Source organism: Stenotrophomonas sp. Pemsol, from assembly GCF_003586545.1.
In the GTDB taxonomy this organism is placed as follows: Bacteria; Pseudomonadota; Gammaproteobacteria; order Xanthomonadales; family Xanthomonadaceae; genus Stenotrophomonas; species Stenotrophomonas sepilia.
Genome location: NZ_CP025780.1, coordinates 2,801,598 through 2,814,829 on the forward strand (window position 1 = coordinate 2,801,598; position 13,232 = coordinate 2,814,829).

General features: G+C 66.0%; 11 protein-coding genes. 3 read left to right on the forward strand and 8 right to left on the reverse strand.

Annotation, left to right across the window (positions count from 1 at the left end; genetic code table 11):
- Positions 1-8: 8 nt before the first annotated feature.
- Entirely contained in the window at positions 9-1,667 is a 1,659-nt protein-coding gene (gene lldP / locus PEM_RS12980; RefSeq protein WP_111128808.1) for an L-lactate permease, read from the reverse strand.
- A gap of 239 nt (positions 1,668-1,906) precedes the next feature.
- On the opposite strand from lldP, the gene PEM_RS12985 reads away from it, so the two are divergent.
- Positions 1,907-2,299 (forward strand): hypothetical protein, encoded by a 393-nt coding sequence (locus PEM_RS12985; protein ID WP_049422813.1) that lies wholly within the window; start codon positions 1,907-1,909, stop codon positions 2,297-2,299.
- A 70-nt stretch (positions 2,300-2,369) separates the two neighbouring features.
- Here the strand turns inward: PEM_RS12985 and PEM_RS12990 are convergent, their stop codons facing one another.
- Both PEM_RS12990 and PEM_RS12995 read right to left on the reverse strand, forming a co-directional pair.
- Positions 2,370-2,819 carry an MgtC/SapB family protein gene (locus PEM_RS12990; protein WP_049422814.1) on the reverse strand — a complete coding sequence of 150 codons (450 nt, stop codon included), beginning with the start codon at positions 2,817-2,819 and terminating at the stop codon, positions 2,370-2,372.
- Between the two features lie 129 nt (positions 2,820-2,948).
- Complete coding sequence (locus tag PEM_RS12995) at positions 2,949-3,707, reverse strand: SDR family NAD(P)-dependent oxidoreductase (RefSeq protein WP_111128810.1); 759 nt, start codon at positions 3,705-3,707, stop codon at positions 2,949-2,951.
- 320 nt (positions 3,708-4,027) lie between these two features.
- Here PEM_RS12995 and PEM_RS13000 point away from each other — a divergent pair, with 320 nt between their 5' ends.
- Positions 4,028-4,981: an AraC family transcriptional regulator gene (locus tag PEM_RS13000; protein ID WP_111128811.1), complete on the forward strand. Its 954-nt coding sequence runs from the start codon at positions 4,028-4,030 to the stop codon at positions 4,979-4,981.
- A gap of 268 nt (positions 4,982-5,249) precedes the next feature.
- On the opposite strand, the gene PEM_RS13005 is transcribed toward PEM_RS13000, so the two are convergent.
- The 3 genes from PEM_RS13005 to PEM_RS13015 all read right to left on the reverse strand — a co-directional run bounded on the left by PEM_RS13005 (position 5,250) and on the right by PEM_RS13015 (position 9,126).
- A complete protein-coding gene (locus PEM_RS13005; protein WP_111128813.1) occupies positions 5,250-7,160 on the reverse strand; it encodes a CocE/NonD family hydrolase in 1,911 nt (636 codons plus the stop codon).
- A 221-nt stretch (positions 7,161-7,381) separates the two neighbouring features.
- The gene (locus tag PEM_RS13010) at positions 7,382-7,768 is read right to left on the reverse strand and encodes a DUF4440 domain-containing protein (protein WP_005417047.1); all 387 of its coding nucleotides are present in this window, start codon (positions 7,766-7,768) and stop codon (positions 7,382-7,384) included.
- Entirely contained in the window at positions 7,765-9,126 is a 1,362-nt protein-coding gene (locus tag PEM_RS13015) for an MFS transporter (RefSeq protein WP_111128814.1), read from the reverse strand. The genes PEM_RS13010 and PEM_RS13015 overlap by 4 nt, the downstream gene beginning before the upstream one ends.
- A gap of 105 nt (positions 9,127-9,231) precedes the next feature.
- Between PEM_RS13015 and PEM_RS13020 the strand changes: the two genes are divergently transcribed.
- Positions 9,232-10,128, forward strand: coding sequence for a LysR family transcriptional regulator (locus PEM_RS13020; RefSeq protein WP_111174652.1), 897 nt, complete (start codon positions 9,232-9,234; stop codon positions 10,126-10,128).
- 148 nt (positions 10,129-10,276) lie between these two features.
- Here the strand turns inward: PEM_RS13020 and tsaB are convergent, their stop codons facing one another.
- Together tsaB and PEM_RS13030 are read right to left on the reverse strand one after the other, a co-directional pair.
- Positions 10,277-10,990, reverse strand: coding sequence for a tRNA (adenosine(37)-N6)-threonylcarbamoyltransferase complex dimerization subunit type 1 TsaB (gene tsaB, locus PEM_RS13025; RefSeq protein ID WP_111174695.1), 714 nt, complete (start codon positions 10,988-10,990; stop codon positions 10,277-10,279).
- A 9-nt stretch (positions 10,991-10,999) separates the two neighbouring features.
- Positions 11,000-13,048: an ATP-dependent DNA helicase gene (locus PEM_RS13030; protein WP_065185418.1), complete on the reverse strand. Its 2,049-nt coding sequence runs from the start codon at positions 13,046-13,048 to the stop codon at positions 11,000-11,002.
- Positions 13,049-13,232: the final 184 nt, after the last annotated feature.

Below are 13,232 nucleotides of genomic sequence, written 5' to 3' on the forward strand. Positions count from 1 at the left end.
CGCATGGCTCAGGGAATCATCCAGGTCAGCCAGTAAGCCTGGGCCAAGGTGATCAGGCCGACCATCGTGGTGAAGATCAGGCTGTGCTTGACCGTGAAGCGGAACAGATCCGACTCCTTGCCGGCCAGGCCGACCGCCGCGCAGGCAATGGCGATCGACTGCGGTGAGATCATCTTGCCGGTGACACCGCCGGTGGTGTTGGCCGCTACCAGCAGCACGTCGGACACGCCGATCTGCTGTGCGGTGGTGGCCTGCAGTGCCGAGAACAAGGCATTGGACGAGGTGTCCGAACCGGTCAGGAACACGCCCAGCCAGCCCAGGAACGGTGAGAAGAACGGGAACGCGTCGCCGGTATGCGCCAGTACCAGGGCCAACGTGGCAGACAGTCCCGAGTAGTTGGCGATGAAGGCGAACGCCAGCACCATGCCAATCGAGTAGATCGGCATGCGCAGCTCACGCACGGTCTCGCCGAAGGTCTGCAGCGCCGAACGTGCAGGCATGCGCAGCACGATGATGGCAATCACCCCGGCCAGGATGATCGAGGTACCGGTGGCCGAGAACCAGTCGAACTTGTAGATGGCGTCATAGCTCAGCGGCGCATCCACGATCGGTGGCATCTTCTGCACCAGCTGGTCCAGGCCCGGCACTGGGATCTTCAGCACCCAGCCTTCCAGCGGACCGCCCGCCGCGAACAGCGACTTGAACGGCTTGATGCTCCACAGCGTGACCATCGCGGTGAGGATCAGGAACGGCGACCATGCCCTGGCGATCTGGCCGACGCTGTGGCGCGGTGCCTCCAGTGCCTGTGCGGCCGCCTCGGCGCTGGTTTCGGTGTCGAAACGAAAGATCCGCACCGGCTTCCAGCGGCGCAGGAACAGGGTCAGGCACACCAGCGACGCCAGCGACGCGGTGATGTCCGGCAGTTCCGGGCCGATGAAATTGGAGGTCAGGTACTGCGCGATGGCGAACGAACCACCCGCAACCAGCACCGCCGGCCAGGTCTCCTTGATACCGCGCCAACCATCCATGATCGCCATGATCCAGAACAGCACGATGATGGTCAGGAACGGCAACTGGCGGCCGGCCATCTGGCCGATCTCGAATGCGTCCAAGCCGGTGACCTGCCCGGCCACGATGATCGGAATGCCCATCGCGCCGAACGCTACCGGCGCGGTGTTGACGATCAGGCACAGGCCGGCGGCATACAGCGGCTTGAAGCCCAGCCCGACCAGCAACGCTGCGGTGATCGCCACCGGCGCACCGAAGCCGGCCGCGCCTTCCAGAAAGGCACCAAACGCGAAACCGACCATCAGCATCTGCAGGCGCTGGTCTTCAGTCACGGACAGGATCGAGGCGCGGATGATGTCGAACTGCCCGGTCTTGACCGAAACTTTGTAGAGGAACACCGCACCGATGATGATCCACGCGATGGGCCACAGGCCGTAGACGAAACCGAAGCCGGCCGCGCCCAGCGCCTGCGGCACCGGCATGCGGTAGAACAGCAGGGCCACGCCGAGTGCGATGGCCACGGTGATCGTGCCGGCCAGCCAGCCCTTCATGCGCAGCACGGCCAGGGCAACGAAGAAGAACGCGATCGGCAGCAGCGCGATCAGGCTCGACAACCACAGGTTGCCAGCGGGGTCGTACAGGTGTTGCCAGGGCTGCATGAAGACTCTCGACTGGGGGACGGGTTCAACACCGCAGGGGTGGGCGGTCATGGGCTTCAGCATTATTGGTCGTACCAATAATGGATTTATGGAGCCACTGGACGCAGATTGAACCGCTGATTGCGCGAAGAGCCTATTAGACCATAGGGCTAGAATCAATTATTGGTACGACCATTAAGACGGTTGAGACAGTGGCGCGCATCCACCACACTGGATCCTGCCCCATCTCTGGTACACGAATGACACTCGCCCCCACCCGCGACCTGCAGTCCATGCAGCAACAGGCAGCTGACTGCCTGGCCGGCTACGCTGAAGCGAACCTTCTCAATCATGCAGGCTTGGATGCGCTCATCGCCCACCTGCGCGCATATCCGGATTCGGGCGAACCCATGGCCCTGCCAGACTGGGATCAGGCAGGCTCAGAGCTTCAGATCGCGGGTCGAGGCGATCCATTGCCGCCATCTCTGTTGGGGCAGATCGCCACAGACAAGCACGAGGAGTTGAATGACCTGATCTGTTCCTGCGTTGAAGTGGGAATCGCAGATCTGTACGGCGCTACGACGGATGTTCCTGACCAGATGCTGGCCAGAGCACTGGCCATCCTGCAGCGCAACACTTCGCAGCAGACCTGACTGCTTCAACTCCGCCTTGGAATCACGATCAGATCCCCCGAAGGGACTCTGATCCCACTCCCTCAACCCCTTAGATCTTCTTCTCCAACCGCCGCATCACCGCCAGCACCAGCACGCACAGCACGCTCACGCCGATGGCGATCACGTACTTGCTGATCCCCACCGCGATCCCGATGGCCGCCGCCATGATCAACGAGCTGGCCGTGGTCAGGCCGCTGACCTGGTCCTCGCGTGAGCCGCGCAGGATGGTGCCGGCGGCCACGAAGCCGACGCAGGCCACCACCGCTTCAATCAGGCGTACCGGATCGACCTGCAACAGGTCGCGGTAACGCTCCTGCTGGAAATGTTCGGCCACCGAGTCGCCGAGACCGACGATCAACGCGGCGGCCCCGGCGATCAACATGTGCGTTCGCAGGCCGGCGGCGTGCTTGCCCATTTCCCGCTCGACACCGAGCACACCGCCGAACAGCATCGCTGCGGCTACGCGCAGCAGGATCGAGACATCCTGGGTAAGTTCCATGGGCAGGCTCCGGGAATTTCCCTGAGCGTCGCGTGGAATGCGTGGCACAGAGGTGAAGGCCACCCCACAGTGCGTTCACCCGGTAGCGCCGGGCGATGCCCGGCGACCCCGTAACCCGCGTTCAGCGCATCACTGCGCGAGGTAGCCACCATCGATGGCGTGGTACGTGCCGGTCGCGAACGAGGCATCGTCGCTGGCCAGCCAGGCTACCAACGCGGCCACTTCCTGCGGCGTACCCAGCCGCTTCAACGCGTGCCGCCCTTCCAGCGTGGCGCGCACCTTCGGGTCCATCTTCTCCAGCAGCGGTGTGCTGATGAAGCCCGGCCCCACTGCGTTGACACGGATGCCGTCAGCCGCATGTTCCCACGCGGCTGTCTGGGTCAGCCCGACCACGCCGTGCTTGGCGGCCACATATGCAGTGGAGCCGGCATACCCCACTTGGCCCAGGATCGAGGCCATGTTGATGATGCTGCCGCCCGTGCCGGCCGCGCGCATGGCCTGGATCTGCGCACGCTGGCACAGGAACACGCTGGTGAGGTTGACATCGATCACGCGCTGCCAGCCATCAATCGGATAGTCGCCGCTGCTGGCCGCCGGCCCGCTGATGCCGGCGTTGTTGACCGCAACGTGCAGGCCGTCGAGTTCCTTGATCGTGCGCTGCACCGCTGCCTCCACCGCCGCGTCGTCGGTGACGTCCAGCGCGATGCCGATGGCCTGTGTGCCGGTGCTGCGCAACTGCGCCACGGTGGCATCCACTGCATCCTGCTTCAGGTCCCAGACCGAGATACGGGCACCGGATGTGGCCAGTGTCTGGGCCACGGCCAGGCCGATGCCCGACACGCCGCCGGTCACGATCGCGGTCTTGCCGGTCAACTGGTAATCAATCATCTCCATTCTCCATCGGTGGGGGTATCAAAGTGGCCTGCAACAGCCAACCCACCCACCCTACGCGCACGCCCGTGATGGTCGGGCTGACATCGCATCTCCAGATCGTTCCAGCCATGAAACCTCAACCTCAGTTTATGTATGGAACTACGTACGGATATGCGTGCAAAACGCCGGCGTATGTTCTTCGGCATTTTAACTTTGGCCGTAATCGCCAATCGTTTTGACCTTATCGAAGTCAAAAGCGCGCGAATCGCGGCGACAATGGGAAACGCTTCCAGATTCTTCGACACATTCAATTCAACCTGTGTTTGCGCAGAGCGATGTCCCGATATTTCACTTTTGCTGACTACCGCCAGTTCGGCGAACGCCATGGCTACGACTACCGGATCGAAGGGAGTGAACTGCGCGACGACCAATGGGCAGGGCGTGGCGACGTCCACGAACAGTCACTGCGCGGTGGCCTGGGCCTGATCGCCTCGGACGTGCACAACCGGTTCACCTACACGGCCACCGCTGTGCACGGTGCCGGCCTGACCATCCGCCTGATGCTGCAGGGCGAAGTGGATGTCCAGTTTCCTCGTCGCAAGGGGTTCACCCTGCGCGCCGGCACAGGCATGACCACCAGCCACCATGAACCTGTGTCGATGGCCGGGCTGCATCCCGGTGGCAGCCATCTGCGCGGGGTCAGCTTGAGCGTACCGGCCGATCTGGACGTGGACATGCTGCGCCTGCCGGCACTGCAACAGGTCCTTCATTCCCCTCTGCAGTGCCGCCACTGGGCCATTCCGCATGCCTTGCTGCCGACGCTCGCCCAATTGTTCGACAGCCCCTGGCAGGACGACATCGATGCGCTGTGGCGCGAAGGCGTGGCCCTGCAAGTGTTGGCCGTCGGCCTGCAGGCCGAGGATATGCAGACCGAGCATATACGCACGCTGCGCGCCGGCCAGCGCGAGCGGCTGGAGCGAGTGCGCAGCTATCTGCATGACGACCCCAGCCATGCCCACAGCCTGATCGAACTGGCCCAGCTGGCCTGCATGAGCCCCAGCTCCTTGCGCCGCCATTTTGCCCAGCAATATGGAAGCTCGGTGTTCGACTACCTGCATGAGCAGCGCATGCGCCATGCCGAACAGGGCCTGCGCGAAAACGGATGGACCGTCGAGCAGGCTGCCGCCGCCAGCGGCTACCGCCACCCCAGCAACTTCGCCGCCGCGTTCCGCAAGCGCTTCGGCCTGGTCCCCAGCCGCTGGCGTACGGGCCCCTCGAAGGTCGGCTGAAAGCCTCTGCCCGGTAGGTGTCGACCTTGGTCGATCGGCATGCCATGGCCCAGCTTTGGTAGGTGTCGACCTTGGTCGACACGCTCCTGCGCCATCGCCGATGCCGGCCAGCGGCCGGCACTACCACACCCGCCTGAATCAACCTGCCATGACTCAGCCCCGGTAGGTGTCGACCTTGGTCGACACGCTCTCGCGCCATCGCCGATGCCGGCCAGCGGCCGGCACTACCACGTGCTACCAGGCACGGCCCGGCGTCACCCTGCGGGCCTCAATACACTGGTAGATCGATGTAGCTGGCCTGCGCCGCGCTGTGCCACACGCGCTGCGTGGCCTTCTGGTAATCGCCTGGCTTGGCCAGGTAGATGTTCGGCACGTAAGTCTGCGGGTTGCGGTCATACAGCGGGAACAGGCTGGACTGCACCTGCACCATCACCCGGTGGCCCTTCTGGAACGTGTGGTTGGCGTTGGGCAGATCGAAGCGATACGGCAGCACCTGGTTGGCGGCCAGCGGCTTCGGATCGCTGAAGCTCTCGCGGTAGCGGCCACGGAAGATCGCCAGCGACACCGGCAACTCATAGCCCCCCATTTCCGGCGTCGACGCTTCCTGGTCCGGATACACGTCGATCAGCTTCACCACCCAGTCGCTGTCGGTGCCGCTGGTCGAGGCCTGCAGGTGCACCACCGGCGCGCCGCCGATGCGCAACGGCGCGGTCAGCGGTTCGGTGATGAAGGTCAGCACATCCGGACGGCCATCGACAAAGCGCTGGTCCTTGACCAGCCAGGTGGTCCACATGTCGCGGTCACCGAAGCGGACCGGGCGCGGCACGAACGGCACCGGCTTGGCCGGGTCGGACACGTATTCCTCGAAGTCGCCCTCGCCCGCCGCCGGTGCCTGGAACGCCAGCTTGCCGCCGGCGCGCAGGTACAGCGGCTTGCTGCTGGCGGCACATCCCTTGTCGCAGCTGCGCGGCCAACCCTTCAAGCGGTCCCAGTGGTTTTCGCCGGTGTTGTAGATCAGCACCGGTGGCGTATCGGCCTTCGGCGCGCCATCCACCAGGTACTGGTCGAAGAACGGCTTGAGCACGTCGCGGCGGAACTGCAGCGCGGTATCGCCGTCGAACTTCAGCGCACCCAGTTCGCTGCCGCTGTAGTTCACCTGGCTGTGTCGCCACGGGCCCATCACCAGGTAATTGCGGTTGTTGCCGCTATCGCGTCCTTCCATCGCCTGATAGGCGTGGTTGGCACCCCACATGTCCTCCTGGTCCCACAGGCCCTGCAGCCACATGGTCGGCACCTTCAGCGGTGTCCTTGCCATCACCGCGTCCAGCGCCTGGCCCTGCCAGAAGCCGTCATAGGCCGGATGCTCGACCAGCTTCTTCCACCAGGTCAGCTGGTCCACGCCGGTGAAACGCGCGTAGTCGCCTGCCGAGCCGATGCGCAGGAAGGTGCTGTAGTCGTCGTAGCCGAGGCTGGGCAGCGGCGTACCCTTGCCGCGCTTCTCGGTCTGCATGGCGAAGTAGTTGAAGTTGACCTGGCGGAACGCACCGTAGTTGAGCCAGTCGTCGCCCATCCAGCCATCGACCATCGGGCTCTGTGGTGCGGCCACCTTCAGTGCCGGGTGCGGGTCGGTCAGCGCCATCACCACGGTGAAGCCCTCGTACGACGAGCCGAGCATGCCGACCTTGCCATTGCTCTCCGGTACGTTCTTCACCAGCCAATCGATGGTGTCCCAGGCGTCGGTGGAATGGTCGACTTTGGTGTTGTTCAACGGCCCGCGCAGCGGCCGGGTCATCACGTAATCGCCCTCGGAACCATACTTGCCGCGGATATCCTGGAACACGCGGATGTAGCCGCCGTCGACAAACACCTCGTCACCCTGCGGCAACAGGTCGCGCATGCGCGGCGAATCACTGCGGCTGGCGCGACCGGCAGCATCATAGGGAGTCCGGGTCAGCAGGATCGGCGCATTGTGGGCGCCCTTGGGCACCACGATCACCGTATACAGCCTGATGCCATCACGCATCGGCACCATCACCACGCGCTTGTCGTAGTCGCGACCGACATCGGGGGCAACGAACGGCTTGCCGCTGATATCCGGGGTCATCGGCGGGGTATCGGCGGCCAGCACGGTGCTGGACAGGCAAAGGGCAATGGCTACAGCGACGGCACGCACACGCATGGACAACCCCTCCCGGCAGGAAAGCCCCAAGCCTACTCCTGCCTGGCGCCGTGAAGTGTGTGCAGGCTTTGCATTCTTCGGTCGATGCAGGCAGGACTGATGGCACATGTGCCTGCGGTGCCGCTGCGCTCGTCGGCGAAAGGTAGTGCCGGCCGCTGGCCGGCAACCGCGTAACGCGCCCAGGATCATGAAGTTGCCGGCCAGCGGCCGGCACTACCCGATCAGGCTGCCGTTACTTCATGCAACGCCAGCCAACGCCAACGGCCGTCTTCCTGCCGCAGCACGGCCAGTGCTTCACGCCAGGCCATCCCACCTTCAGCAACGCCCTGCCCTTCACGGTAGCGCAGCATTGCCAACGGTGCCGGCACCGCAATGAACTGCAGGGCATCGATTTCGATACACAGGCCCGGGCGGGCACCGTGGCCGCCAGCGAACATGCCGGCCAGTGCTTCGCGGTCCAGGCGCTGCCCAGCAATACCGACCATGCTGAAGTCGGTGCAGAAATGATCCATCAGCGCATCCAGCGTACTGGCGGCTGCTTCCGCACGGAACCAGGCCTGCAGCTTGGCGATCAGATCATGGAACTCGTTCTCTGCGGTCATCGTCATTGCATTGTCTCGGGTTGGGAAAGAGAGATCGATTGCGAACGGCTCAGCAGCGCCATCGGCAGCAGCGTCATTGCAGCGGCCAAAACCAGCGCCACGCTGGTGGCGCGTGCCGGCAGCCATTGCATGGCCAATGCCAGCAGCAGTGCGATGGCGGCGGTGCCGAGGCAGAAGCTGAGCTGGCGGTTGAGGTTCCAGAGTGCACTGGCATCGCCCAACGCCTCACCTTCCACGCCATGGAAGGCCAGCGTCTGCGCGGTGCTGCTGCACAGGCTGCCGCCGGCGCCCATCAGCGCGAACAACAATCCGGCCAGCACGAAGGCCGGCTGCGGCAGCAGCGCCATCAACAACAGGCCGCTGGCCTGCAGGAGCATGCCGGCGCGCAGTACCGCGGCCGGACCGAAGCGAGCCAGCAGGCGCTTGCTGGCCATGATCGCGATGGCCGCAGCCAGCGCCCAGGGCAGCATCAGCGCGCCGATGCGTGCCGCGCTGTAACCGGCGTGGTGCAATTGCAGGGTACTGACCAGTTGGCTGCCGATGAACACACCGGGTACGGCGAGATACACCAGCATCGCCAGCCGCAGCCCGCGATGGGACAGCAACGACCAGCGCAGCAGTGGCTGCGCCTGCCGACGTGCATGCCGCAGGTGCGTCGCCGCCAGCAACAGCGCGGCCAGCAGCAACACGGCACCTGCACCGCGATGTCCCGATTCGCCCAGCCAGGTCAGCGCCAGCAGCAGCGCGCCCAGCGCCAGCATCGCGGTGGACAGGGCATAGGCCTGCAGGCGCGGCGCACTGCGCGCGCAGTCGGCCGGCATCCAGGCCAGCACCAGACCGATGGCCACCACCGCCAATGGCAGGCTGGCCCAGAGCACGCCGCGCCAGGACAGCCACTGCACCAGCAGCCCGCCCAGTGCCGGTGCCAGGGCCGGCACCAGAAGCGCCACCAGAAGGATGCGACGGGTCAGCGCGCCACGTTGCCCGGCCGTGCATTGCCGGTACGCCGCGGCTTGCGCCACGGGAATCAGCAGACCGCCGGCCAACCCCTGCAGCAGGCGCCATCCGAGCAGCCAGCCGATCCCCGATGCGGAACCTGCCAGCGCAGCGGCAACCGCGAACAACAGCAACGCCACCAGCAGCAAGCGACGCTCGCCACAGCGCGCGGCCAGCCACGGCGCCAGCGGAATCACCACGCTCAGGCCCAGCATGTACGCTGTGCCGACCCAGGCCAGGGTGCTGACGTCGGCGTGCAGCTCCACTGCCAATGCCGGATAGGCCACCGTGGCGATGAACATGTTGACCAGATCCAGGGCGAATACCAGCAGGAAGATCGCCTCATGGCGCAGGCGGGGGGACGGCATCGGCGGCGCTCCAGCGAGGAAGCAGCCAGCATGCCGTCCGGACCCCATTGGAAAAACACGACGGCAGCTGCAACACTGTCAAATCTGTTTTGACAATGGATCGCCATGGTCAGCCTTGATCGCTTCGATATCTTCCGTGCCGTGGTCGAAGCCGGCAGCCTGACCGCTGCGGCCGATCGGCTCGGCCTCAGCCGCGCGGTGGTCAGCTTCAACCTGAAGCGGCTGGAGCAGGAGCTGGGCGTGACCCTGCTGTTGCGCAGTACCCGCCACCTGTCCCTGACCGAGGCCGGCGAGCGGTTCCTGCAACATTGCGTGCAGGCATTGGATGCTGCGCAGGCGGCGATCGATGCCGCGCGCCGCGATCAGCACCAGCTGCAGGGCGTGCTGCGCCTGACCACCACACCGGAGTACGCCCAGCTACGCCTGATTCCCGCGTTGGAGGCGTTCCGCGCGCAGCACCCGGCCCTGCAGCTGCACCTTTCAACTTCTCCAGCGCCAGCGGACCTCATTCCCGAACGCTTCGACCTGGCGATCCGCCTCGGCCGCCTGCCGGATTCGGGCCTTCACGCCAGTGAACTGGAGCGCCACCCACTGTGCGCGGTGGCCGCTCCCTCGCTGCTGGCGCGCCTGCCCTCTGCCGAGGCTGCCGATGACCCGGCACAGCTGGGCACCCTGCCCCGCCTGGGCTATCCGCGCTTGGCCGATGTGCCGGTGATCGCGCCTGATGGCAGCGGCGCCCTGTTTGCCACCAACCCGGGCAACGCGGTGGTACGCGTGGATGGTGCCAGCAGCCTGCGCGCGTTCGCCCTGGCCGGCGCCGGGGTCACCGTGCTGCCACGCTGGCTGATCGAGGACGACCTGGCCCAGGACCGGCTGCGCCCGGTGCTGCGCCAGCACCGCTTCCCGCAGCAGAGTGTCTACGCGGTCTACCCGCACAGCACGCAGCCCTCACCGAAGGTACGGCAGCTGATTGATTTCCTGCGCGACCGGTTCGCCACATAAAAAGGGGACGGAGGGGATTAAGTCGTTTATGCATAAACGACTTAATCCCCTCCGTCCCGGTAACCACCATTTTCCAAAGATGCCCCGGATGAACAACCTACCGAGAGATCACAACTAACAGTCGACTCTACCGTCCGCCACGAGGGGCTCAACCGTTGGCTTTCGCCTTTGCCTCGCGCGCGGCCTGCTGCTCGACCAGGGTCAATGCCACGTTGTCGCGCAGGTACGCCGGCTCGACCTTCTCCGGTGCGATCGCCTCGCCACGCGCGAACGCCGGCACCGCCAGTGCCAGCACGTCCGACGCCCGCGGCAATGCCGCGGCATCGAAACCGCGCAGGCCACTGCCCAACTGTGCCACCAGCGCGCCGTCGCCCGCGCCGAAACCGGTACCGACACCGTAGGCCGACATTCCTTCCGGCAACGTCACCACGGAGGGCGCGCAGACGCGCTCGGCATCGCGCGCGACCGGCAGGCCGTCGACGCGTTCGAAGCGCGCGACGTAGAGTTCACCCATCCGGGCATCGATTGCCGACAGGATCTGCGTTTCTTCCACCGGTGCCCGCAGCGCCAGCACCTGCAGCGTCGAAACCGGCAGCAGCGGGCGGTCCAACGCCAACGCGATGCCCTGGGCGATGGCGATCGCCAGGCGCACACCGGTGAACGCCCCCGGGCCGCGACTGAGCGCGATGCCATCGAGCTGGCGACGGCTGATGCCGGCTTCGGCCAGCAGCGCCTCGGCCCATGGCAGGCTCAGGTCAGCATGCCGGCGCGGGGCGATCTCGAAGCGTTCCAGAACCTGCCCATCGACATGCAGGGCAACGGAGCAGGCTTCGGTGGCGGTTTCAAAGGCGAGCAGTTTCATCAGATCAGGTCAGAACAGGGGGAACGTGGCACCGGGAGCCGGCTCCGGGCCCGGCGCGACAGCGGCCGGGTCAGCCGGATCATCAGCCACGGGCCCCCATTGTGGCGTAAAGAAGGCCTGCACATCGGCCAGGCTGCGGGTGCGGCGGAAGGGCGGCAGTGAATCCAGGAAGACCCGGCCATAGCCACGGTTGAGCAGGCGCGGATCGCACAGGACCAGCACGCCACGGTCGCTTTCGCTGCGGATCAGGCGACCGACACCCTGCTTCAGTGCGATCACCGCCTGCGGCAACTGTTCGTCGCGGAACGGATTGCCGCCCTGGCTGCGGATCGCCTCCAGGCGTGCCTCGTACACCGGATCGTCCGGTGCCGCGAACGGCAGCTTGTCGATCATCACCACGCTCAGCGCTTCGCCGACCACGTCCACGCCCTCGCGGAAACTGGCCGAGCCCAGCAGCACGCCATTGCCCGATTCACGGAAGCGCTGCAGCAGCGTCGCGCGCGGTGCCTCACCCTGCACGAACAACGGCCATGGCCCGTCGCGCAGTGCCTCGGCGGCCTCGCGCAATGCACGGTGCGAGGCGAACAACAGGAATGCCCTGCCCTGCGATGCCTGCAGCACCGGCCGAAGGGTCTGGATCAGCGCGGTTCCGAAGCCCCGTGCGGCCGGATCAGGCAGGCCTTCCGGCAGGTAGCACAACGCCTGCTCGGGCCAGTTGAACGGACTCGGCTGGACCAGGGTATGCGGATCGTCCAGGCCCAAGCGCGTGGCGATGTGGTCGAATCCATTGCCCACGGTCAGCGTGGCCGAGGTGAAGATCCATGCCGCGCGGCTGCGCTCGCGATGCTCGCGCAGCGGGCCGGACACATCCATCGGCGTGCGCTGGCAGCGGAAACCCCGCGGCGTGAGCTCGTACCAGAGCACATCGGCGGCACTGGCGTGGTCCGCCGGATCGGTATCGAAATCCAGGGTGGGTTCATCATCGCCCAGCCAGCGCTGCAACCGCGACACCGCCTCGCGCGCCCGCGCATGGCAGGCGTCCAGACCCGCCGCCGATTCGCGCAGCGGCTGAAGGCCCTGCTCCAGTGCCACCAGGCCGGCCATCACCGTATCGAAGCCGTCGCGGACCTGTGGCATGGCCAGCGCACGCCACTGCGTACCACGCGGCGGCAGCCCCTCCATCGCCGAACGCAACGCCAGCAACGCCTGTTGCAACTGGTCGACCGGCTCCTGCAGCGCCGATTGTGCGCCCCCTACGCCGCGCGCTTCAGCCAGGCAGTCGCGACCCAGTTCCTGCCATGGGCGCATGCCGAAACCTTCGCCGAAGAACTGCGCTGCCAGTTCGGGCAGCTGGTGTGCCTCGTCGATGACAAAGGCCTGCGCCCCCGGCAGCAACTCGCCGAAGCCGTCCTGTTTCAGTGCCAGATCGGCCAGCAGCAGGTGGTGGTTGACCACCACCACGTCGGCGGCCTGCGCACGCTGCCGTGCGCGCACCACGAAGCAGTCGTCCCAGAATGGGCAATCGGTGCCCAGGCAATTGTCGACAGTGGAGGTGACCATTGGCAGCAGCGGCGAGTCATCGGCTAGGCCCTCCAGCTCGGCGATGTCACCGAACTCCGAGCGGCCGGACCACGCCAGGATGCGCTGGAACTGCGCGGCCTGTTCGGGACTGGAAAACCGCGGCTCGCCCCGCGCCTGCTGCAGTCGATAGCGGCACAGGTAGTTCGCGCGCCCCTTCAGCAGCGCGCTGCGCAGGCCGACGCCCAGCGCCTGGCGCACGCGCGGCAGATCGCGGTGGTAGAGCTGGTCCTGCAGCGCGCGGGTACCGGTGGAGATGATGGTGCGCAGCCCGGACAGCAGCACCGGCACTAGATAGGCGAAGGTCTTGCCGGTGCCGGTACCGGCCTCGGCCAGCAGCAGGTCCCGCTGCTGCAGCGCATCGGCAATGGCAGCGGTCAGGTGCAGCTGTGCCGGACGCGGGACGAAGGCATCCAGATGCGAGGCGAGCGCGCCGCCTTCGCTGAGGGCTTCGCGGCTGGCATGGACAAGGTCGGACATCAGAGGGAAAGGATACCCGGCAGGGCGCTGCCCGGCACCCGTTTCAAGCCAGGGCAACAGCAACAGCGGTGTCCATGGCTCTGGGTTTTTACGTGCTGGGCAGGCCGGGCGGGGCAGGCAGGACACGCCGTAAACCCATCCATGGGGGCTCGATGGCGCCATCCATGGCGCCAACGGTCCTGCC